The 21,956-nt window shown below is 72.0% G+C and carries 18 protein-coding genes; 15 read left to right on the top strand and 3 right to left on the bottom strand.

Features of this window, described 5'->3' with window-relative positions:
• Positions 1–77 precede the first annotated feature (77 nt).
• From ACH4C6_RS00665 to mutM, 4 genes are all read left to right on the top strand, one after another.
• Positions 78–731, top strand: coding sequence for a YceD family protein (locus tag ACH4C6_RS00665; protein WP_398106363.1), 654 nt, complete (start codon positions 78–80; stop codon positions 729–731).
• A 2-nt stretch (positions 732–733) separates the two neighbouring features.
• Complete coding sequence (gene rpmF / locus ACH4C6_RS00660; protein ID WP_003951102.1) at positions 734–907, top strand: 50S ribosomal protein L32; 174 nt, start codon at positions 734–736, stop codon at positions 905–907.
• A 7-nt stretch (positions 908–914) separates the two neighbouring features.
• On the top strand, positions 915–1,766 hold the full coding sequence (rnc, locus tag ACH4C6_RS00655) for a ribonuclease III (RefSeq protein WP_398106362.1): 852 nt from the start codon (positions 915–917) through the stop codon (positions 1,764–1,766).
• Positions 1,767–1,878: 112 nt separating this feature from the next.
• The gene (gene mutM / locus ACH4C6_RS00650; protein WP_398106361.1) at positions 1,879–2,739 is read left to right on the top strand and encodes a bifunctional DNA-formamidopyrimidine glycosylase/DNA-(apurinic or apyrimidinic site) lyase; all 861 of its coding nucleotides are present in this window, start codon (positions 1,879–1,881) and stop codon (positions 2,737–2,739) included.
• Here mutM and ACH4C6_RS00645 read toward each other — a convergent pair.
• Positions 2,712–3,116 (bottom strand): winged helix-turn-helix transcriptional regulator, encoded by a 405-nt coding sequence (locus ACH4C6_RS00645; protein WP_398106360.1) that lies wholly within the window; start codon positions 3,114–3,116, stop codon positions 2,712–2,714. The two genes, mutM and ACH4C6_RS00645, sit on opposite strands and share 28 nt — an antisense overlap.
• A gap of 108 nt (positions 3,117–3,224) precedes the next feature.
• Here ACH4C6_RS00645 and ACH4C6_RS00640 point away from each other — a divergent pair, with 108 nt between their 5' ends.
• Positions 3,225–3,809, top strand: coding sequence for a flavodoxin family protein (locus ACH4C6_RS00640; RefSeq protein ID WP_398106359.1), 585 nt, complete (start codon positions 3,225–3,227; stop codon positions 3,807–3,809).
• 138 nt (positions 3,810–3,947) lie between these two features.
• On the opposite strand, the gene ACH4C6_RS00635 is transcribed toward ACH4C6_RS00640, so the two are convergent.
• Positions 3,948–5,129 carry a CAP domain-containing protein gene (locus tag ACH4C6_RS00635; RefSeq protein WP_398106358.1) on the bottom strand — a complete coding sequence of 394 codons (1,182 nt, stop codon included), beginning with the start codon at positions 5,127–5,129 and terminating at the stop codon, positions 3,948–3,950.
• Between the two features lie 161 nt (positions 5,130–5,290).
• Between ACH4C6_RS00635 and ACH4C6_RS00630 the strand changes: the two genes are divergently transcribed.
• The 5 genes from ACH4C6_RS00630 (at position 5,291) to ftsY (ending at position 13,056) form a co-directional block, all read left to right on the top strand.
• Positions 5,291–5,572 carry an acylphosphatase gene (locus tag ACH4C6_RS00630; protein ID WP_398106357.1) on the top strand — a complete coding sequence of 94 codons (282 nt, stop codon included), beginning with the start codon at positions 5,291–5,293 and terminating at the stop codon, positions 5,570–5,572.
• Positions 5,573–5,953: 381 nt separating this feature from the next.
• Entirely contained in the window at positions 5,954–6,157 is a 204-nt protein-coding gene (locus ACH4C6_RS00625) for a hypothetical protein (protein WP_003993245.1), read from the top strand.
• 210 nt (positions 6,158–6,367) lie between these two features.
• Positions 6,368–9,949 (top strand): chromosome segregation protein SMC, encoded by a 3,582-nt coding sequence (gene smc, locus ACH4C6_RS00620; protein WP_398106356.1) that lies wholly within the window; start codon positions 6,368–6,370, stop codon positions 9,947–9,949.
• Positions 9,950–10,172: 223 nt separating this feature from the next.
• Entirely contained in the window at positions 10,173–11,591 is a 1,419-nt protein-coding gene (locus ACH4C6_RS00615) for a sugar porter family MFS transporter (RefSeq protein ID WP_398106355.1), read from the top strand.
• 271 nt (positions 11,592–11,862) lie between these two features.
• On the top strand, positions 11,863–13,056 hold the full coding sequence (ftsY, locus tag ACH4C6_RS00610) for a signal recognition particle-docking protein FtsY (RefSeq protein WP_398106354.1): 1,194 nt from the start codon (positions 11,863–11,865) through the stop codon (positions 13,054–13,056).
• Positions 13,057–13,161: 105 nt separating this feature from the next.
• Here ftsY and ACH4C6_RS00605 read toward each other — a convergent pair whose 3' ends face one another.
• Positions 13,162–13,827 carry a bifunctional DNA primase/polymerase gene (locus tag ACH4C6_RS00605; RefSeq protein WP_398106352.1) on the bottom strand — a complete coding sequence of 222 codons (666 nt, stop codon included), beginning with the start codon at positions 13,825–13,827 and terminating at the stop codon, positions 13,162–13,164.
• Positions 13,828–14,273: 446 nt separating this feature from the next.
• Here ACH4C6_RS00605 and ACH4C6_RS00600 point away from each other — a divergent pair, with 446 nt between their 5' ends.
• The 5 genes from ACH4C6_RS00600 to ffh all read left to right on the top strand — a co-directional run bounded on the left by ACH4C6_RS00600 (position 14,274) and on the right by ffh (position 21,906).
• Positions 14,274–15,770 carry a hypothetical protein gene (locus tag ACH4C6_RS00600; RefSeq protein WP_398106351.1) on the top strand — a complete coding sequence of 499 codons (1,497 nt, stop codon included), beginning with the start codon at positions 14,274–14,276 and terminating at the stop codon, positions 15,768–15,770.
• A gap of 336 nt (positions 15,771–16,106) precedes the next feature.
• The gene (locus tag ACH4C6_RS00595; protein ID WP_398106350.1) at positions 16,107–17,447 is read left to right on the top strand and encodes an ammonium transporter; all 1,341 of its coding nucleotides are present in this window, start codon (positions 16,107–16,109) and stop codon (positions 17,445–17,447) included.
• On the top strand, positions 17,444–17,782 hold the full coding sequence (locus ACH4C6_RS00590; protein ID WP_030117734.1) for a P-II family nitrogen regulator: 339 nt from the start codon (positions 17,444–17,446) through the stop codon (positions 17,780–17,782). Before ACH4C6_RS00595 ends, ACH4C6_RS00590 begins: the two co-directional genes overlap by 4 nt.
• A 36-nt stretch (positions 17,783–17,818) precedes the next feature.
• Positions 17,819–20,266, top strand: coding sequence for a [protein-PII] uridylyltransferase (locus ACH4C6_RS00585; protein ID WP_398106349.1), 2,448 nt, complete (start codon positions 17,819–17,821; stop codon positions 20,264–20,266).
• Positions 20,267–20,349: 83 nt separating this feature from the next.
• Positions 20,350–21,906 (top strand): signal recognition particle protein, encoded by a 1,557-nt coding sequence (ffh, locus tag ACH4C6_RS00580; RefSeq protein ID WP_398106348.1) that lies wholly within the window; start codon positions 20,350–20,352, stop codon positions 21,904–21,906.
• Positions 21,907–21,956: the final 50 nt, after the last annotated feature.

The following is a 21,956-nucleotide window of genomic DNA, read 5'->3' as shown; positions in this document are numbered from 1 at the left end:
CGTACGTCCGCGATCCACGCTGCCCGAAGAACACCGAGGGCGGCGTCCCCCCTGAGCTCGAAAGACCGAAAGCAGGAATGGCCCTGAACGCCCGCCTCGACCACCGCAACCCCCTCGTGTTCGACACACACGAGCTGGGCCGGCGGCCTGGTGCGCTGCAGCGCCTGACCCGCACGGTCGACGCTCCCAAGGACTTCGGTATCAAGGGAGTCATCGGAGTGCCGGAAGGCGCCCCGGTGGAGCTCGAACTCCGTCTGGAGTCGGTCATGGAAGGGGTGCTCGTCACAGGCACCGCCCGTGCCGCGGCCGAGGGGGAGTGCGTAAGGTGTCTGGAGCCGCTCGAGCAGGAGCTCGAAGCGGACTTCCAGGAGATGTTCTCGTACCCTGACGCCGACGACCGGGGCCGCGTGATCGCGGAACCGGGCGACGACGCCGAGGACGACGAGGACAGGCTCTTCCTCGAGGACGGCCTGTTCGACCTCGAGCCCGTGCTGCGTGATGCGGTGGTGCTCGCACTGCCGATGCAGCCGGTGTGCCAGGAAGACTGCCCTGGTCTGTGCGCCGAGTGCGGCGCGCGGCTGGCGGACGACCCGGACCACCACCATGACGCCGTCGACATCCGTTGGGCGGCACTGCAGGGACTCGCCGACACCATGTCGGACGGCGAGAAGGACGAGATGAGCGGCGGCGCGCCTCAGTCAGCACGCGCCGACGAGAAGCAGGAGAAGTAGCCGTGGCTGTTCCGAAGCGGAAGATGTCGCGCAGCAACACGCGCCACCGCCGGTCGCAGTGGAAGGCTGCGGTCCCCACCCTGGTTGCGTGCGAGCGCTGCCACGAGCCCAAGCAGCAGCACATCGCGTGCCCGTCTTGCGGCACCTACAACAAGCGCCAGGTCCTCGAGGTCTGAGCGGCTGGTGAGAGGCACTGTGTCCACGCCTAAGAACAAGTCTTCCCGTGCGAGCGGGAGTGCTCCGGCGGACAACCAGGCCTCGTCCCACACGCTTCTGGAAGGGCGGCTCGGCTACCAGGTCGAGTCCGCCCTTCTGGTGCGCGCACTGACCCACCGGTCGTACGCATACGAGAACGGCGGTCTGCCGACCAACGAGCGCCTGGAGTTCCTCGGGGACTCCGTCCTCGGCCTCGTGGTCACGGACACGCTGTACCGCACCCACCCGGACCTGCCAGAAGGCCAGCTGGCCAAACTGCGGGCCGCGGTGGTGAACTCGCGTGCGCTCGCCGAGGTGGGCCGCGGGCTCGACCTGGGCTCCTTCATCCGGCTCGGCCGCGGTGAAGAGGGCACGGGCGGGCGGGACAAGGCGTCCATCCTGGCCGACACCCTCGAAGCGGTGATCGGCGCGGTCTACCTCGACCAGGGACTGGACTCGGCGGCGGAGCTGGTGCACCGCCTGTTCGACCCCCTGATCGAGAAGTCCTCGAACCTCGGAGCCGGCCTGGACTGGAAGACCAGTCTCCAGGAGCTCACCGCGACCGAAGGACTCGGTGTTCCCGAGTACCTGGTCACGGAGACCGGCCCCGACCACGAGAAGACCTTCACTGCTGCCGCCCGCGTCGGAGGCGTCTCGTACGGCACCGGCACCGGCCGCAGCAAGAAGGAGGCGGAGCAGCAGGCCGCCGAGTCCGCGTGGCGGTCCATCCGGGCCGCGGCGGACGAACGCGCCAAGGCGGCCGAGGCCGCCGAGGCGACGCAGGCGGCAGCGGCTCAGGCCGCCCACGCCACCGTCGACGGCAGCGGCGTCGACGGCTGACGCACCGGCCGCCCCTCGAGCGGGCGTCCGGCCACAGCACAGCGCATCCGAGCGCCCGCCCCTGCCGGGGTGGGCGCTCGGGTCGTCCGCACGTACGTGACGGGGGAGTCCCATGCCCGAGTTGCCCGAGGTCGAGGTCGTGCGGCGCGGACTCGAGCGGTGGGTCGCCCACCGCACCGTCGCCGACGCCGAGGTGCTGCACCCGCGCGCGGTGCGCCGCCACCTCGCGGGCGCCGAGGACTTCGCACACCGGCTGGCGGGCCACCGCGTCGGCGTCCCCAGCCGCCGCGGCAAGTACCTGTGGCTGCCCCTGGAGGACACCGACCAGTCGGTCCTGGCCCACCTCGGCATGAGCGGCCAGCTGCTGGTGCAGCCGCGTACCGCCCCGGACGAGAAGCACCTGCGCATCCGGGTCCGCTTCACCGACACCGCGGACACCGAGCTGCGCTTCGTCGACCAGCGCACCTTCGGCGGCCTGTCGCTGCACGAGACCACCCCGGACGGGCTGCCCGACGTCATCGCGCACATCGCCCGCGATCCGCTGGACCCGCTCTTCGACGACGAGGCCTTCCACCAGGCCCTGCGCCGCAAGCGGACCACGATCAAGCGGGCGCTGCTGGACCAGTCGCTCATCAGCGGAGTCGGCAACATCTACGCGGACGAGGCCCTGTGGCGCTCCCGCCTCCACTACGAGCGCCCGACCGCGACCCTCACCCGCCCGCGCACGCTGCAACTGCTCGGCCATGTGCGGGACGTGATGAACGCGGCCCTCGCCGTGGGCGGCACCAGCTTCGACAGCCTGTACGTCAACGTCAACGGCGAGTCGGGCTACTTCGACCGGTCCCTCGACGCGTACGGCCGGGAGGGCCTGCCGTGCCGGCGCTGCGCGACGCCCATGCGGCGGCGGCCCTGGATGAACCGGTCGAGCTACTTCTGCCCGAAGTGTCAGCCGGTACCGCGCGTCTCGTCGTAACGCCGGCGGGCCTCCAGCACGTCGTCCATGCGCCCCTCCACGAAGTGGATGAGGGTCAGCAGGCGCTCGGCGACCCCGCGTCCCAGGGGCGTCAGCTCGTAGTCCACACGCGGCGGGTTGGTGGGCTGCGCCTCGCGGTGCACCAGGCCGTCCCGCTCCAGGGCGTGCAGCGTCTGGGACAGCATCTTCTCGCTGACGCCGTCGACGCGGCGGCGCAGCTCGTTGAAGCGCAGCGAGCCCTCGTACAGGGCGCCCAGCGTCAGTCCGCCCCAGCGGCCCGTGACGTGCTCCAGCGTGCCGCGCGAGGGGCAGGCCCTGGCGAACACGTTGTACGGGAGGCCGTCCAGCCCCTCCGCGGGCTCCTGGGTGGTGGTCATGCAGTCAGCCTACGCCAATGCAGCGCTAACCGACAGGTTGCACTAACCAAAAGTTAGTGCTTTCCTTTGGTCATCGTCAGCGACCTGCTCAAGCGAGGAGCCCTGCCCATGACCACCCCTGTCGTCTCCCTGGCCTACCACTCCGGATTCGGCCACACGGCCGTCATCGCCGAGGCGGTCCGCACCGGCGCCCTGGAGGCCGGCGCCGACGTGCATCTGATCAAGGTGGACGAGATCAACGACGAGCAGTGGGCGGTGCTGGACCGCTCCGACGTCATCGTCTTCGGCTCGCCGACCTACATGGGCACGGCGTCCGGTGCCTTCCACGTCTTCGCGGAGGCCACGTCCAAGCGCTGGGCCACGCAGGCCTGGAGCGGCAAGCTGGCCGCCGGCTTCACCAACTCGGCCTCCAAGAGCGGCGACAAGCTGCACACCCTGCAGTTCTTCCAGATCCTGGCCGCGCAGCTCGGCATGCACTGGGTCAACCTCGGCCTGCTGCCCGGCTGGAACAGCACGACCGGTTCGGAGAACGACCTGAACCGCCTCGGCGTCTTCGCGGGCGCGGCCGCCCAGACCAACGCGGACGAGGGCCCCGAGGCCGTCCACAAGGCCGACATCGCCACGGCGGAACACCTGGGCCGCCGCGTGACGGAAACGGCGAGGGTGTTCCTCCGGGGGCTCGCCGCCGCCTGAGCGGGCGGTGACGGGCAGGGCGGGGCCGGCTGTGCGGTTCGTCAACCGCGGGGCAGGGCGTCGCCTGTCCCCCGGCGCACGCAGCGGGGGCCGTCCGACCGGACGGCCCCCGAGAGCGAGTCGATCACCCGCGGCTGCTCAGTAGCCGAAGTTCTGCGTCCACCAAGGGCCGCCCGAGCCGAGCTCGACGCCGACGCCCAGGGTCTTGAAGTCGCAGTTCAGTATGTTCGCGCGGTGGCCGGGGCTGTTCATCCAGGCGTCCATCACGGCCGCCGCGTCGGCCTGGCCGCGGGCTATGTTCTCGCCGCCGAGGTTGGATATCCCGGCCTTCTCCGCCCGGTCCCACGGCGTGCGGCCGTCGGGGTCGGTGTGGTCGAAGAAGCCCCGCGCCGCCATGTCCTCGCTGTAGCTCTGCGCGAGCCCCGTCAGCGCGCTGTTCGCGGCGACCGGGCGGCAGCCCACCTTGGCCCGCTCCTCGTTCACCAGGGCGAGCACCTGGGCCGCGGCCGAGGACTCCCCGGACAGCGACGCGGAGCCACCGGGCTTCTTCGGCGCGCTCGTGGCCGTACGGGAGGGCGTGTCGTCCGGCTTCTCGCTGGGCGTGGCCGCCGGCTTCTTCTTCTCCGGCTTCGCGGCCTTCTCGTCCCGCGTCTTCTCCGTCTTCTCGGGCGTCTTGCTCGGCGCCGGAGAGGACTTCGAGGCGGAGGGCGACGGAGACACGGTGCGCTCGGCGTCCCGGCTGGCCGGCGCGCTCTCGCGGCTGTCGGCGCTGCCGGACGTGCCGCCCTGCTCGACCGGCGTGTTCGTCGGCGTGTCGCCGGCCTGCACCTTGTCGGCGCCGCCGGTGCCGCCCAGCTTGTAGTTGTCCAGGCCGGGCACCGCACCGGTGGCGACCGCCACCGTGCCGAGGGCCACGGCCGCGGAGACGCCCAGCAGCCCGGTGCGCACCGGGCGGGCGGCCTTCTTGCGGCGGCGGTGCGTACCGGCGCGGCGGGCACCGCTGTCGGGCGTGAAGCCGTCGCCGCCGAAGCCGTCGCCCCGGTAGGCGTCACCGGCGAAGGCGGTCGTCTCCACGAAGCGGTCGTCCGCCCCGGATCCATCCGCCGCGGGCCCGTCCGCCCCGAACAGGTAGGCCTCGGTGCTGGCGTAGGTGCCCGCGTACGCCTCCGGGTTCAGGTAGGGCGCGATGCCCATCGTCGGAGCGTCGTCCGTGGTGGAGTACAGCGGGTCGTGGCCCTCCGCGAAGCCGTCGGCGTGGGTGAACCCCGTGGCGCGGCCCTCGGCGGCGCGGCCGTCGGCGGAGCGTCGGTGGCGTCCCATGTCCTGGCCTTCCTCGTCCTGGCGGTCGACTCGTCCTCGAGATCAACACGAAACTCACTCGATCGTGTGAGTTTCATATGAGATGCGTTGAGGGGGGACGGTACCGCATGGCGCGTGGGGACGATGTGCCCGGAGCGAATCAGGGCGGTTAGGTTGCACCCATGAGCGAGGATGTACGACTGGTCGCCTGGGTGCGGGGACGCGTCCAAGGTGTGGGTTTCCGCTGGTTCACGCGGGCCAAGGCCCTGGAGATCGGCGGCCTGAGTGGCTTTGCTCTCAATTTGGGCGACGGACGCGTCCAGGTGGTCGCCGAGGGCGCCCGCGAGGCCTGCGAGGGTCTGCTCGCCTGGCTCCAGGGCGACGACACGCCCGGACGCGTGGACGGTGTCACCGAGATGTGGGACACACCGCGCGGCGGCTACGAGGGCTTCGCCATCCGCTGACCGGGGTCGCCCCCGACGGGCCCCGACCGGGTGGGCGGCGCGCCGCCGGCCGCCGTCGGCAACGGAAACTCGCTGGTGGTTGCCGAGAACCCCTTGCGTCCGAAGGCTCCGGCGGCAAGGATGATCGCCACGCCCCCGGGGCCCGCAGAAGCCGCCGCGCCGCCGTCGAAGGCCGTGTGCGCCCGGGTCGTCCGCCAATACGGGGCGTGATCGTGTTGACCGTCAAACTTTTTGGTGAGACGCTGAAAGCACCCCGCGCACCTTAGCTGTTTGGCATGGCTGAACGGCAGCACAACTCCAGGCCCTGCCAAGACTGCGGGTGCGAATCCCTCACGACCCACACCGCATCGGTCGGTCACTCATTGTGGAGGACCATCCATCATGGCAAAGGCGCTTCTCGGTTACGTCGGCGGCTCCGACCCGCGACTCCTCGCCGAGATGCGACGGCTCCAGCAGCGCGTCCAGGACCTGGAATCCGAGCTCGTACGGATCCAGGCGGAGAACGAGGCGCTGACGGCTGCCGCTTCTCACGACAGGATCATGGAGAGCGTTGACGCACACCAGGCGGAGCCTGCGCTGACCTGATCACTGCACCGCTCCACATCGGCACGCAGTGGTCGGGCCGCCCGTCACAACCGCCACGCTGTCAGAAGTGCAAGGGACGCCACCGGCGTCCCTTCTTTCTTCCCCCCGTGCATCCCTCACTGTCTTCAACGTCTGGTCTGCCCTCCGCGTTCAACGGCGAAACCGCGGGTTCATGGAGTGAGACGAAACCGGGCGGTAGAGTCCGGCGGCGTGCACCTCAAGGCCCTGACCCTCCGCGGGTTCAAATCCTTCGCCTCCGCGACCACCCTCCGGTTCGAGCCCGGGATCACGTGCGTCGTCGGACCGAACGGCTCGGGCAAGTCCAACGTCGTCGACGCGCTCAGCTGGGTCATGGGCGAGCAGGGCGCCAAGTCGCTGCGCGGCGGCAAGATGGAGGACGTCATCTTCGCCGGCACCACCGGCCGCCCGCCGCTGGGCCGCGCCGAGGTGTCGCTGACCATCGACAACTCCGACGGGGCACTGCCCATCGAGTACGCCGAGGTCACCATCACGCGGATCATGTTCCGCAACGGCGGCAGCGAGTACCAGATCAACGGCGACACCTGCCGTCTCCTCGACATCCAGGACCTGCTCTCCGACTCCGGCATCGGCCGGGAGATGCACGTCATCGTCGGCCAGGGCCAGCTCGACTCCGTCCTGCACGCCGACCCCATGGGGCGCCGGGCCTTCATCGAGGAGGCTGCCGGCGTCCTGAAGCACCGCAAGCGCAAGGAGAAGGCGCTGCGGAAGCTGGACGCGATGCAGGCCAACCTCGCGCGCGTGCAGGACCTGACGGACGAGCTGCGCCGCCAGCTCAAGCCGCTGGGCCGGCAGGCGGCGGTGGCGCGACGGGCCGCCGTCATCCAGGCCGACCTGCGCGACGCCCGGCTGCGCCTGCTCGCCGACGACCTCGTACGGCTCCGGGAGGCACTCGACGCCGAGCTCGCCGACGAGGCCGCGCTGAAGGAGCGCAAGGAGACCGCAGAGCAGGAGCTGCACAGGGCCCAGCAGCGCGAGGCCCTCCTGGAGGACGAGGTCCGCCGGCTGACTCCGCGGCTGCAGCGCGCCCAGCAGACCTGGTACGAACTCTCCCAGCTCGCCGAGCGCGTGCGCGGCACCGTCTCGCTCGCCGACGCCCGCGTGAAGAGCGCCACCTCCGCGCCCCCCGAGGAGCGGCGCGGCCGCGATCCCGAGGACATGGAGCGCGAGGCCGCCCGCATCCGGGAGCAGGAGGCCGAGCTGGAGGCGGCGCTGGAAGCGGCCGAGCGCGCCCTGGAGGACACGGTCGCCCACCGCGCCGAGCTGGAGCGCGCGCTGACCCAGGAGGAACGGCGGCTCAAGGACGTGGCCCGGGCCATCGCCGACCGCCGGGAGGGACTGGCCCGGCTCAGCGGCCAGGTCAACGCGGCCCGTTCCCGCGCGGCCTCCGCCCGGGCCGAGATCGAACGGCTGGCCGCGGCCCGCGACGAGGCGCAGGAACGTGCCGTCACCGCCCAGGAGGAGTACGAGGCCCTCAAGGCCGAGGTCGACGGCCTCGACGCCGGGGACGCGGAACTCGCCGAGCAGCACGAGGCGGCCAGGCAGCGGCTCACCGACGCCGAGGCCGCCCTCACGGCCGCCCGCGAGGAACTCACCGCGGCCGAACGCAGGCGCGCCGCCACCCAGGCCCGGCACGAGACACTCGCCCTCGGCCTGCGCCGCAAGGACGGCACCGGCATACTGCTCGCCGCCCGGGACCGTCTCTCCGGCCTGCTCGGCCCGGCGGCGGAACTGCTGACGGTGACGCCGGGCCATGAGGTCGCCCTGGCCGCCGCGCTCGGGGCGGCCGCGGACGCCGTCGCGGTCACGTCCCCCGCATCCGCCGCCGACGCGATCCGGCTCCTGCGCAAACAGGACGGCGGCAGGGCCACCCTGCTCCTGGCGGGGGACGACGCCCTCGGAGGCGCGGGAGACCGCGCGGGCGGCCACGACCGCGCCGCCGCGGACACCCGCCACACCTACGCCGCCGACCTGGTCCAGGGACCGATGGACCTCATGCCCGCCGTCAGGCGGCTCCTCGACGGCATCGTCGTGGTCGCCACCCTCGAGGACGCCGAGAGCCTCGTCCACACCCACCCGCACCTCACCGCCGTCACCGCCGAGGGCGACCTCCTCGGCGCCCACGTCGCCCACGGTGGCTCCGCCGGCGCCCCCAGCCTCCTCGAGGTGCAGGCGTCGGTCGACGAGGCCGCCGCCGAGCTGGAGGAGCTGGCCGTCCGCTGCGCCGAACTGAGCGACGCGCAGCAGGCCGCTGCGGCGCGGCGCATGGACTGCGCCGCGTCGGTCGAGGAGCTGGGGGAGCGGCGCCGGGCCGCAGACCGGGAGAAGTCCGCCGTCGCCCAGCAGCTGGGACGGCTCGCGGGCCAGGCCCGCGGCGCGACCGGTGAGGCCGAACGCGCCACCGCCGCCGCGGCCCGTGCGCAGGACGCGCTCGACCGGGCGCTGGAGGAGGTCGAGGAACTCGCCGAGCGGCTGGCCGTGGCGGAGGAGATGCCGATCGAGGAGGAGCCGGACACGGCGGTGCGCGACCGGCTCGCCGCCGACGGCGCCAACGCCCGCCAGACCGAGATGGAGGCCCGGCTCCAGGTGCGTACGCACGAGGAGCGGGTCAAGGGACTGGCCGGGCGTGCCGACGCGCTGGACCGGGCCGCGCGAGCGGAGCGCGAGGCACGCGCGCGTGCCGAGCAGCGACGGGCCCGGCTGCGGCACGAGGCGGCCGTGGCCGGCGCCGTCGGGTCCGGCGCCCGGCAGCTGCTCGCGCACGTCGAGGTCTCCCTGGCCCGCGCCGAGGCGGAGCGCACCGCGGCCGAGGCCGCCAAGGCCCGCCGCGAGCAGGAACTGGCCCGCGCCCGCACCGAGGGGCGCGATCTCAAGGCGGAACTCGACAAGTTGACGGATTCGGTTCACCGCGGCGAGGTACTCGGTGCCGAGAAGCGGCTGCGGATCGAGCAGCTGGAGACCAGGGCACTGGAGGAGCTGGGTGTCGAACCGGCCGGGCTGGTGGCGGAGTACGGTCCGCGTCAGCTCGTGCCGCCCTCGCCCCCCGCCGAGGGCGAGGAGCTGCCGGAGGACCCGGAGCACCCCCGCAACCGGCCCAGGCCCTTCGTCCGGCCCGAGCAGGAGAAACGGCTGAAGGCCGCCGAGCGCGCCTACCAGCAGCTCGGCAAGGTCAACCCGCTCGCCCTGGAGGAGTTCGCGGCACTGGAGGAACGCCACCAGTTCCTCAGCGAACAGCTCGAGGACCTGAAGAAGACGCGGGCCGACCTGCTGCAGGTGGTGAAGGAGGTCGACGAGCGCGTCGAGCAGGTCTTCACCGAGGCCTTCCGCGACACGGCCCGTGAGTTCGAGGGCGTCTTCAGCCGGCTGTTTCCCGGAGGCGAGGGGCGGCTGGTGCTGACCGATCCCGGCAGCATGCTCACCACGGGCGTGGACGTCGAGGCCCGGCCGCCGGGCAAGAAGGTCAAGCGGCTGTCGCTGCTCTCGGGCGGGGAGCGGTCGCTGACCGCCGTGGCGATGCTCGTGTCGATCTTCAAGGCGCGCCCGAGCCCGTTCTACGTCATGGACGAGGTAGAGGCCGCCCTGGACGACACCAACCTCCAGCGGCTCATCCGGATCATGCAGGAGCTCCAGGAAGCCTCGCAGCTGATCGTGATCACGCACCAGAAGCGCACGATGGAGGTCGCCGACGCGCTCTACGGCGTCTCCATGCAGGGCGACGGTGTGTCGAAGGTCATCTCCCAGCGCCTGCGCTAGGCAGATGTGGTCTACACCTTTCTCACCTGGGCCTCCGTGCGGGTTCATTTCTTGAACACATCACCGCCACACTCCTGCGCCGGATTCACGACCGCTGCCCTATTGACTTCGAAACTTGAAGGCATAGTCTCGGCAACGTTCCTTTTACCTTCAGGTACCTTCAGGTGGCACCTCGAAGGGCAGACCCGCTCCGGCAGCGTTGCCGGTGGCCCGAGGAGTACACGTGACCAGCACAGCGCAGGCACCCAAGTCAGGAGCCGGAACGGCTCATCCCGATCATCTCGGGCACGTCATCTTCATCGCGGCGGCGGCCGCGATGGGCGGTTTCCTCTTCGGTTACGACAGCTCCGTGATCAACGGCGCCGTCGAGGCCATCCGTGACCGCTACGACGTCGGGTCCGCGGCCCTCGCCCAGGTCATCGCCATCGCCCTCATCGGCTGCGCCATCGGCGCCGCGACCGCCGGACGCATAGCCGACCGCATCGGCCGCATCCGGTGCATGCAGATCGCCGCGGTCCTGTTCACCATCAGCGCCGTCGGCTCCGCGCTGCCGTTCGCGCTGTGGGACCTCGCCTTCTGGCGGGTCGTCGGCGGATTCGCCATCGGCATGGCCTCGGTGATCGGCCCGGCCTACATCGCCGAGGTCGCCCCGCCCGCCTATCGCGGCCGGCTCGGCTCCTTCCAGCAGGCCGCGATCGTCATCGGCATCGCCGTGTCGCAGCTGGTCAACTGGGGTCTGCTCAACGCGGCGGACGGCGACCAGCGCGGCAAGCTGATGGGCCTGGAGGCCTGGCAGGTCATGCTGGGCGTCATGGTCGTCCCGGCGATCCTGTACGGCCTGCTCTCCTTCGCCATCCCCGAGTCGCCGCGCTTCCTGATCTCCGTCGGCAAGCACGAGCGCGCCCGCGAGATCCTCACCGAGGTCGAGGGCAAGGACGTCGACCTGAACGCCCGTGTCGCCGAGATCGAGGGCGCCATGAGGAGCGAGCACAAGTCGAGCTTCAAGGACCTGCTCGGCGGCAGCTTCTTCTTCAAGCCGATCGTCTGGATCGGCATCGGCCTGTCGGTCTTCCAGCAGTTCGTCGGCATCAACGTTGCGTTCTACTACTCCGCGACGCTGTGGCAGTCCGTCGGCGTCGACCCCGCGGACTCGTTCTTCTACTCCTTCACCACGTCGATCATCAACATCCTCGGCACCGTCATCGCGATGATCTTCGTCGACCGCATCGGCCGGCGGCCGCTGGCGATCATCGGCTCGGTCGGCATGGTCGTCGGCCTGGCGCTGGAGGCCTGGGCGTTCTCCTACCACCTCGTCGACGGCAAGCTGCCGGCCACGCAGGGCTGGATCGCCCTGATCGCCGCGCACGTCTTCGTCCTCTTCTTCGCCCTGTCCTGGGGCGTGGTCGTCTGGGTCATGCTCGGCGAGATGTTCCCCAACCGGCTCCGCGCCGCCGCCCTGGGTGTGGCCGCGGCCGCGCAGTGGATCGCCAACTGGGCCATCACCGCGAGCTTCCCGTCGCTGGCCGACTGGAACCTCTCCGCGACGTACGTGATCTACACGGCCTTCGCCGCGCTCTCGATCCCGTTCGTCCTCAAGTTCGTCAAGGAGACGAAGGGCAAGTCCCTGGAGGAGATGGGCTGAGCAGCCCGTCCCACCCGCTCGGGGAGAAGGGCCACAGACCCCGCTGCCCCTCTCCCCGTAACCCGCCGCCGCCCCGGTTCGGCCACTGCCCGAGCCGGGGCGGCGGTCTGCCCGGACCCGGACCCGGCCGGGTCGTCGCGCTCCGCGGGCCGGCGGGCGGACGAGAGCCGGCGGGCGAGGCATCCAGAGGTGTGGAGATCCGGCGGCCGCGGCCCTCCGGTGCGGTGCGAGCGGGGTGACCGGGGGACCCATGACTGATACTGGACGCGTTATGGACATCGTCATCCTTGCTGTAGTCATCGCCGTGGTCGTGCTCGGCGCGCTCGGCGGGCTCATCGTCGGCAGCCGGCGCAAGAAGCAGCTGCCGCCGCCCCCGCCCGCGGCGCCCGACATCACCGCCCCACCGGCCGAGCCGCACGTCGGCGACGAGGCCGAGACGCCGCGGGAGGAACCGCGGCGCACGATAGAGGAGGTGGATCTTCCGGACGGCTCGGCTCCGGTCGTCGTCGAGGAGCCGCCCGCCCCCGAGATCGAGATCCCGGAACCCACCGCCGGCCGTCTGGTCCGGCTGCGGTCCCGGCTCTCCCGCTCGCAGAACGCCCTGGGCAAGGGCCTGCTCACCCTGCTGTCCCGCGAGCACCTCGACGAGGACACCTGGGAGGAGATCGAGGACACGCTGCTCACCGCCGACGTCGGCGTGCAGCCCACCCAGGAACTCGTCGAGCGCCTGCGCGAGCGGGTCAGGGTGCTCGGCACCCGCACCCCCGAGGAACTGCGCACCCTGCTGCGCGAGGAACTGATCACCCTGGTCGGCCGCGACCTGGACCGCGCGGTGAAGACCGAGCCGGAGGACCGCAAGCCCGGCATCGTGATGGTCGTCGGCGTCAACGGCACCGGCAAGACCACCACCACCGGCAAGCTCGCCCGCGTCCTGGTCGCCGACGGCCGGAGCGTCGTCCTGGGTGCGGCCGACACCTTCCGGGCCGCCGCCGCCGACCAGCTCCAGACCTGGGGCGAGCGCGTCGGCGCCTACACCGTGCGCGGACCGGAGGGCGGCGACCCCGCCTCCGTGGCCTTCGACGCGGTCAAGGAGGGCAAGGAGATGGGCGCGAACGTCGTGCTCATCGACACCGCCGGCCGGCTGCACACCAAGACCGGCCTGATGGACGAGCTGGGCAAGGTCAAGCGCGTCGTCGAGAAGCAGGCCCCGGTCGACGAGGTGCTGCTGGTCCTGGACGCCACCACCGGCCAGAACGGCCTCGTCCAGGCCCGGGTCTTCTCCGAGGTCGTGAAGATCACCGGCATCGTGCTCACCAAGCTGGACGGCACGGCCAAGGGCGGCATCGTGGTCGCGGTCCAGCGTGAGCTGGGTGTCCCGGTCAAGCTCATCGGGCTCGGCGAGGGCGCGGACGACCTCGCGCCGTTCGAGCCGGAGGCGTTCGTTGACGCCCTTATCGGGGAGTGACCTCGGCCCGGACCGAGGAACCACCCGCGAGAAACCCTGTGTGCGTGAGAAGCGCCCGCCCCCGAGGTGCAGTCGGGGACGGGCGCTTCGCTCTGTGTCCGGGCCCTAGGCGCGGGAGCGGTGCGCCACGTACGCCAGGGTGCCCAGCACCAGCCGGGCCTCCGGCGGCCGGGACGCCGAGTCCAGGGCGGGGGAGCGGAGCCAGCGGACCGGGCCGAGGCCGCCGCGGTCGGACGGGGGTGCCGTGATGTGGGTGCCGGGGCCCAGGCCGCGCAGGTCGAGGGCGGCCGGGTCGTCCCACCCCATGCGGTAGAGCAGACCCGGCAGGTCCGCCGCGGCACCGGGGGCGACGAAGAACTGGGCCCTGCCGTCCGGGGTGGCCGCCACCGGGCCGACGGGCAGGCCCATGCGCTCCAGCCGGGCCAGCGCACGGCAGCCGGCGGGCTCGGCCACCTCGACGACGTCGAACGCGCGGCCCACCGGCAGCATCACCGACGCGCCGGGATGCTCGCCCCACACCTCGCTCACCTCGTCCAGCGTCGCCCCGGCCGGCAGCACGGGCGCGAAGTCCAACGGGTGCGCCCCCGGAGCGGAGCAGTCGCGGCGGCCGCAGGAGCAGGCGCCCGCCGAGGCGCGGGCACCCGGCACCACGTCCCAGCCCCACAGGCCGGTGAACTCGGCGACGGCCGTGCCGTCCGAGGTGCGGCCGCGGCGGCGCGAGCCGGTCCGGATGTCGCGCATGCCCCGGCTGATGCCGATCGTGAAGCCCATGCCCCCTCCAACGGGTGCGACGCAGCGGTGGTTACGCAGCGGACGCGGCGCGTGACTCTCTGTTTCCGGCTTCCCGGGCCCCGGCCGTTTCACTCGGCGCCCGGGGGTGCCCGGGGTGGTGTGTCCGGCGACGCGCGCCCTCCAGCGCATCGCTGCACCCACTCGTGGTTGTGCTGTGTCAAGTGAATCGTGCGTAGCCGTACGGGAGTTCATTCGATGGGGTGGCGAATGGTGGCGTTTCCGTGTGAGCCGTGGCTGGACGGGTGATCGTAGGATTACTGTGTGTGCACGAGCCCTGGGGGCACATGCACTCATGGGTATGCCGGAGGCAAGTCGTCATTCCGTTCGAAGGGTGACAAGGGCCGGACGGAGGGCCGTACGAACCGGCATGCTGTTAGGGCTTGGCGCACTCGGCGACAAGTGGTCCAGGGAGTGGGGGCGTTCCAGTGAGCGGCAACGGCGGAGGCGGGACGAACGCTGCGAGCGCGACGCACACTGAGAAGCGCCCGAACGAGCTGCTCACCTCCTGGTTCGTGCGCAGCGGCTGGTCCAAGGGCGAGCTGGCCCGCCAGGTCAACCGCCGGGCACGGCAGTTGGGCGCCAACCACATCTCCACCGACACCTCCCGCGTGCGCCGCTGGCTCGACGGCGAGAACCCCCGCGAGCCCATCCCCAAGATCCTGTCCGAGCTGTTCTCGGAGCGCTTCGGGGTCGTCGTCTCCGTCGAGGACCTGGGGCTGCGCACCGCACGCCAGTCACCCTCCGCGACCGGCGTCGACCTGCCGTGGACGGCCCCGCAGACCGTGGCGCAGCTCAGCGAGTTCTCGCGCAGCGACCTGATGCTGGCGCGGCGCGGCTTCCTCGGGAGCTCGCTGGCCCTGTCCGCGGGCCCGGCCCTCATCGAGCCCATGCAGCGCTGGCTCGTCCCCTCGCCCGCGGCCCCGCGCACCGAGCCCGACCCCGCGACCGGACCCGGGCGGGCCCGCGGCCGGCTCTCCAAGCCCGAGCTGGACCTGCTGGAGTCCACGACGGTCATGTTCCGCCAGTGGGACGCCCAGTGCGGCGGCGGACTGCGCCGCAAGGCGGTCGTCGGCCAGCTGCACGAGGTGACCGACCTCCTCCAGGAGCCGCAACCGGAGTCCACCACCCGCCGGTTGTTCAAGGTCGCGGCCGAACTCGCCGAGCTGGCCGGGTGGATGTCGTACGACATCGGGCTCCAGCCCACCGCGCAGAAGTACTTCGTGCTCGCGCTGCACGCCGCCAAGGAAGCAGGGGACCGGCCCCTCGGGTCGTACGTGCTGTCCAGCATGAGCCGGCAGATGATCCACCTGGGCCGGCCCGACGACGCGCTGGAGCTGATCCATCTCGCGCAGTACGGCAGCCGCGACTGCGCCAGCCCGCGCACCCAGTCCATGCTGTATGCGATGGAGGCCCGCGCCTACGCCAACATGGGGCAGCCCGGCAAGTGCAAGCGGGCCGTCCGGATGGCCGAGGACACCTTCGCCGACGCCGACGAGTGGGACGAGCCGGACCCCGACTGGATCCGCTTCTTCTCCGAGGCCGAGCTGCACGGGGAGAACAGCCACTCCTACCGCGACCTCGCCTACGTGGCGGGCCGCAGCCCCGCCTACGCCTCGCTGGCCGAACCGCTGATGAAACGGGCCGTGGAGCTGTTCGCCGAGGACGGCGAGCACCAGCGGTCCTACGCGCTGAACCTGATCGGCATGGCCACGGTGCACCTGCTCCGGCGCGAGCCCGAACAGAGCACGGTCTTCGCCTCCGACGCCATGCGGGTCGCCAAGAAGGTCCGCTCCGAGCGGGTCAACACCCGCATCCGCAAGACGGTCGACACGGCCGCACGCGACTTCGGCGACCTCGGTGAGGTCGTCGACCTCACCGAACGGCTCGCCGCCGAACTGCCCGAGACCGCCGAAGCGGTCTGACCAGCCGCACGACCCCAGAACCCCGGCCGCGGCCGGCCCTCCCGAACTGCCCGACTCGGCTCCCCCATGCCAGGTCATCGGAAGGCCGGACGCGGCCGGCCCGCGTTCCCGGAAGGCCGTGCGGGCCCGAGGATGCGCCCCGGCGGCGACCGGCGCATCCCGGGTCCGGCAGTTCACCGACGCGTAACACGCCACGCGCCTTCGTCACGGCGGCGAAACAACGAGGGGCCCCCACCGAAACCGCGCTGCGCCAATCTCGTGGCGCATAACCGGCCCACCCCTCAATCCGCTCGAGGCTTCGCCCGCACGGGGCCGTACCAAGACGAGGAGACGCCGATGGCACCAGCCATCACCCTGGCCGCAGAGGCGCCCAAGCTCTCTGCCGCGAACACAGGGTTCATGCTCATCTGTTCCGCCCTGGTGATGCTCATGACCCCGGGCCTGGCCTTCTTCTACGGAGGCATGGTCCGCGTCAAGAGCACCCTGAACATGCTGATGATGAGCTTCATCAGCCTGGGGATCGTCACCGTCCTGTGGGTGCTGTACGGCTTCTCCCTGGCGTTCGGCACCGACTCGGGCAGCCTCATCGGCTGGAACTCCGACTGGGTGGGCCTGAGCGACATCGGCCTGACCGAGCTGTGGGACGGCTACACCATCCCGGTCTTCGTGTTCCTGGTCTTCCAGCTGATGTTCGCGATCATCACCCCGGCGCTGATCAGCGGCGCCCTCGCCGATCGCGTGAAGTTCAGCGCCTGGGCGCTGTTCATCACCCTGTGGGCCACCGTCGTCTACTTCCCGGTCGCGCACTGGGTGTGGGGCGCCGGCGGCTGGGCCTTCGAGCTGGGTGTCATCGACTTCGCCGGCGGGACGGCCGTGCACATCAACGCCGGTGCCGCGGCCCTCGGCGTGATCCTGGTCATCGGCAAGCGCGTCGGTTTCAAGAAGGACCCGATGCGCCCGCACAGCCTGCCGCTGGTCATGCTCGGCGCCGGTCTGCTGTGGTTCGGCTGGTTCGGCTTCAACGCCGGCTCGTGGCTCGGCAACGACGACGGCGTGGGCGCGCTGATGTTCGTCAACACGCAGGTCGCCACCGCCGCGGCCATGCTGGCCTGGCTCGCCTACGAGAAGATCCGCCACGGCGCGTTCACCACCCTCGGTGCCGCCTCCGGCGCGGTCGCGGGCCTGGTCGCCATCACCCCGGCCGGCGGCGCGGTCACCCCGCTCGGCGCCATCGCGGTCGGCGCCATCGCCGGTGTGCTGTGCGCCATGGCCGTCGGACTGAAGTACAGGTTCGGCTACGACGACTCCCTCGACGTCGTCGGCGTCCACCTGGTCGGCGGCATCGCCGGATCCCTGCTGATCGGCCTCTTCGCCAGCGGCAAGGGCCAGTCCACCGTCGAGGGCCTCTTCTACGGTGGCGGCCTCACCCAGTTCTGGAAGCAGTGCGCCGGTGTCTTCGCGGTGCTCGCCTACTCCCTGGTGGTCTCCGCCATCCTGGCCTTCGTCCTCGACCGGACCATCGGCATGCGGGTGCCGGAGGACGACGAGATCACCGGCATCGACCAGGCGGAGCACGCCGAGACCGCATACGACTTCAGCGGCGCCGGGGGCGGCGCCGCCAAGACGGCCGTCACGGCCCCCGTGGCCGCGGCCGCGAGCAAGAAGGTGGACGCATGAAGCTCATCACCGCAGTGGTCAAGCCGCACCGGCTCGACGAGATCAAGGAGGCCCTGCAGGCCTTCGGAGTGCACGGCCTGACGGTCACCGAGGCCAGCGGCTACGGCCGCCAGCGGGGCCACACCGAGGTCTACCGGGGCGCGGAGTACACCGTCGACCTCGTCCCCAAGATCCGCATCGAGGTCCTGGTCGAGGACGAGGACGCCGAGCAGCTCATCGAGGTCGTGGTCAAGGCCGCCCGCACCGGCAAGATCGGTGACGGGAAGGTCTGGTCCGTCCCGGTCGACACGGCCGTACGGGTCCGGACCGGCGAGCGCGGTCCCGACGCGCTCTGACGGCCTTCAGGCAGGCACACGAACAGGAGTCGCCGGGTGACGGGTACGGACGTGCGCAACGAAGCAGAGGACGCGGGACCCGGCGGTTACGCGGCGGCCCGGCTGCGTCTCCTCACCGAGGAGACGCGGTCCGGGCCGCCGCGCCGTGCCGCCCTGGCCGAACTCACGGACCGCTGGCTCGCGGACCTGTTCACCGCGGGTGCCGGCGGGCTGCGCGGCGCCTCCCTGGTCGCCGTCGGCGGCTACGGACGCGGCGAGCTGTCCCCACGCAGCGACCTCGACCTGCTCCTGCTGCACGACGGCGGGGACACCGGGGCCGTCGCCGCCCTGGCCGACCGGCTCTGGTACCCCGTCTGGGACCTGGGCCTGGACCTCGACCACTCCGTGCGCACCCCCGCCGAGGCCCGCAGGACCGCCGGTGAGGACCTCAAGGTGCAGCTCGGCCTGCTCGACGCCCGGCACATCGCCGGCGACCTCGGCCTCACCGCGGGTCTGCGCACCGCCGTCCTCGCCGACTGGCGCAACCAGGCCCCCAAGCGCCTCCCCGAACTCCAGGAACTGTGCGCCGAACGCGCCGAGCGGCAGGGCGAGCTGCAGTACCTGCTGGAACCCGACCTCAAGGAAGCCCGCGGTGGGCTGCGGGACGCCACCGCCCTGCGGGCCGTCGCCGCCTCCTGGCTCGCCGACGCCCCGCGCGAGGGCCTCGCCGACGCCCGGCGCCGCCTCCTCGACGTGCGGGACGCCCTGCACCTGGCCACCGGGCGCGCCACCGACCGGCTCGCCCTGCAGGAACAGGACCAGGTGGCCGCGGAACTCGGCCTGCTCGACGCGGACACCCTGCTGCGCCAGGTCTACGAGGCGGCCCGGCTCGTCTCCTACGCGAGCGACGTCACCTGGCGCGAGGTGGGACGCGTCCTGCGCTCGCGGGCCGTGCGGCCCCGGCTGCGCGCCATGCTCGGCGGCGGGAAGCCGACCGCCGAGCGGTCCCCGCTGGCCGAGGGCGTGGTCGAGCAGGACGGCGAGGTGGTGCTCGCCCGGGCCGCGCGCCCGGAGCGCGACCCCGTCCTGCCGCTGCGCGCCGCGGCCGCCGCCGCGCAGGCCGGGCTCCCGCTGTCCCTGCACGCCGTGCGGCGCCTGGCGGCCACCGTGCGCCCGCTGCCCACGCCCTGGCCCGCCGAGGCGCGCGAGCAGCTCGTCACCCTGCTCGGCTCCGGCCGCCCCACCGTCGAGGTCTGGGAGGCGCTGGAGGCGGAAGGGCTGATCACCCGGCTGCTGCCGGACTGGGAGCGGGTCCGCTGCCGCCCGCAGCGCAACGCCGTGCACCTGTGGACCGTCGACCGGCACCTGATCGAGACCGCCGTGCGCGCCTCCGCGTTCACCCGCCGGGTCAGCCGGCCCGACCTGCTGCTGGTCGCCGCGCTGCTGCACGACATCGGCAAGGGCTGGCCGGGCGACCACTCGGTGGCCGGCGAGATCATCGCCAAGGACGTCACCGCCCGCATCGGCTTCGACCACCACGACGTGACGGTCGTCGCCACCCTCGTCCGCCACCACCTGCTGCTCGTCGACACAGCCACCCGGCGCGACCTGGACGACCCGGCCACCGTCCGCTCGGTCGCCGCGGCCGTGGGCACGCAGGGCACCCTGGAGCTGCTGCACGCGCTGACCGAGGCCGACGCCCTCGCGACCGGGCCGGCCGCGTGGTCGTCCTGGCGCGGCTCCCTCGTCGCCGACCTGGTGAAACGCGTCTCGGCGGTGCTCGCCGGGGACGCTCCGGCCGAGCCCGAGGAGGCCGCCCCGACCGCCGGGCAGGAGCGGCTCGCGCTGGAGGCGGCCGCCACCGGCGGCCCCGTGCTGGCCCTGCGCGCCCAGGCCGAGCCGCCCGCCGGGCAGGAACCCGCCGGCGATCCCGAGCCGCTCGGCGTCGAACTGCTCATCGCCGTCCCCGACCAGCCCGGGGTGCTGCCCGCGGTGGCCGGCGTCCTTGCCGTGCACCGGCTGACCGTACGCACCGCGGAGCTGCGCTCCCTGTCGCTGCCGGACGGCGTCGACGGCTCCGTGCTGCTGCTGGACTGGCGGGTCGCCGCCGAGTACGGCTCGCTGCCGCAGGCCGCCCGGCTGCGCGCGGACCTGGTCCGGGCCCTGGACGGCTCACTGGACATCGCCGCCCGCCTCGCCGAACGGGACGCCGCCTATCCGCGCCGCCGGGGCGTGGTCGCGCCGCCGCCTAGGGTGTCGGTCCACCCCGCCGCCTCCCGGCTGGCCACGGTCATCGAGGTCCGCTCCCAGGACGCCCCCGGCCTGCTGTTCCGCATCGGGCGGGCCCTGGAGGACGCGGGGGTGCGGGTGCGCAGCGCGCACGTGTCGACCCTGGGCGCCAACGCCGTGGACGCCTTCTACGTCACCGGTCCGGAGGGCGCGCCGCTGCCCGGCGACGAGGCGGCCGCGGTGGCCCGGAAGCTGGAGGAGACACTGAGGGGGTGAGGGCGACCCGGCGACTTGTCACGCCGGGATACCCTGGAGGGCGATTCCCCAGTCTGTCTCCGACCCCGAGGACCGCGAGCGCCGTGTTCGATACTCTTTCCGATCGCCTCTCAGCGACCTTCAAGAACCTGCGCGGCAAGGGACGGCTCTCCGAGGCGGACATCGACGCCACGGCGCGCGAGATCCGCATCGCGCTGCTCGAGGCGGACGTGGCGCTTCCGGTCGTCCGGACGTTCATCAAGAGCGTCAAGGAGCGCGCCCTGGGCGCCGAGGTCTCCCGGGCGCTGAACCCGGCCCAGCAGGTCCTCAAGATCGTCAACGAGGAACTGGTCACCATCCTCGGCGGCGAGACCCGGCGCCTGCGCTTCGCCAAGCAGCCGCCCACCGTGATCATGCTGGCGGGTCTGCAGGGTGCCGGTAAGACCACCCTCGCGGGCAAGCTCGGCCGCTGGCTGAAGGAGCAGGGCCACTCGCCGCTGCTCGTCGCCTGCGACCTCCAGCGCCCCAACGCCGTGAACCAGCTCAGTGTCGTCGCCGAGCGCGCCGGTGTCGCGGTCTACGCCCCGGAGCCGGGCAACGGCGTCGGTGACCCGGTCAAGGTCGCCAAGGACTCCATCGACTTCGCCAAGGCCAAGGTCCACGACCTCGTGATCGTGGACACCGCCGGCCGTCTCGGCATCGACCAGGAGATGATGCAGCAGGCCGCGGACATCCGCGACGCCGTCTCCCCGGACGAGATCCTCTTCGTCGTCGACGCGATGATCGGCCAGGACGCGGTCAACACCGCCGAGGCCTTCCGCGACGGCGTCGGCTTCGACGGCGTGGTGCTCTCCAAGCTCGACGGCGACGCCCGCGGTGGTGCCGCCCTGTCGATCCGGCAGATCACCGGCAAGCCGATCATGTTCGCCTCCAACGGCGAGAAGCTCGACGACTTCGACGCCTTCCACCCGGACCGGATGGCCTCCCGCATCCTCGACATGGGTGACCTGCTCACCCTGATCGAGCAGGCGGAGAAGACGTTCAGCCAGGAAGAGGCCGAGAAGATGGCCTCCAAGCTGGCGTCCAAGAAGGGCCAGGACTTCACCCTGGACGACTTCCTGGCCCAGATGGAGCAGGTCCGCAAGATGGGCTCCATCTCCAAGCTGCTCGGCATGCTGCCCGGCATGGGCCAGATGAAGGAGCAGATCCAGAACCTCGACGAGCGGGACGTCGACCGCACCGCGGCCATCATCAAGTCGATGACCCCGGGCGAGCGCCAGGACCCGACGATCATCAACGGCTCGCGCCGCGCCCGTATCGCCCGCGGTTCCGGTGTCGAGGTCAGCGCGGTGAAGAACCTGGTCGAGCGGTTCTTCGAGGCCCGCAAGATGATGTCCCGCATGGCGCAGGGCGGCATGCCGGGCATGCCCGGCATGCCCGGGATGCCGGGCATGGGCGGCGGTCCCGGCCGGGCGAAGAAGAAGCAGAAGCAGGCCAAGGGCAAGCAGCGCTCCGGCAACCCGATGAAGCGCAAGCAGCAGGAGCAGGAGGCCGCCGCCCGCCGCGCGGCCGCGGCCGAGAGCGGCGGCGCGCTCGGCCTGCCGCAGCAGGGCGGCAAGGACTTCGAACTGCCCGACGAGTTCAAGAAGTTCATGGGCTGACGGCCCGTTCCCGTCCCCACGCCGAGGGCGCCCCTTCCTCCGAAGGGGCG

Source organism: Streptomyces sp. NPDC017943, assembly GCF_044328425.1.
GTDB classification, from domain to species: Bacteria; Actinomycetota; Actinomycetes; order Streptomycetales; family Streptomycetaceae; genus Streptomyces; species Streptomyces djakartensis_A.
The sequence above is the reverse complement of the archived record's forward strand: the minus strand, read 5'-3'. Positions and strand labels throughout refer to the sequence as shown.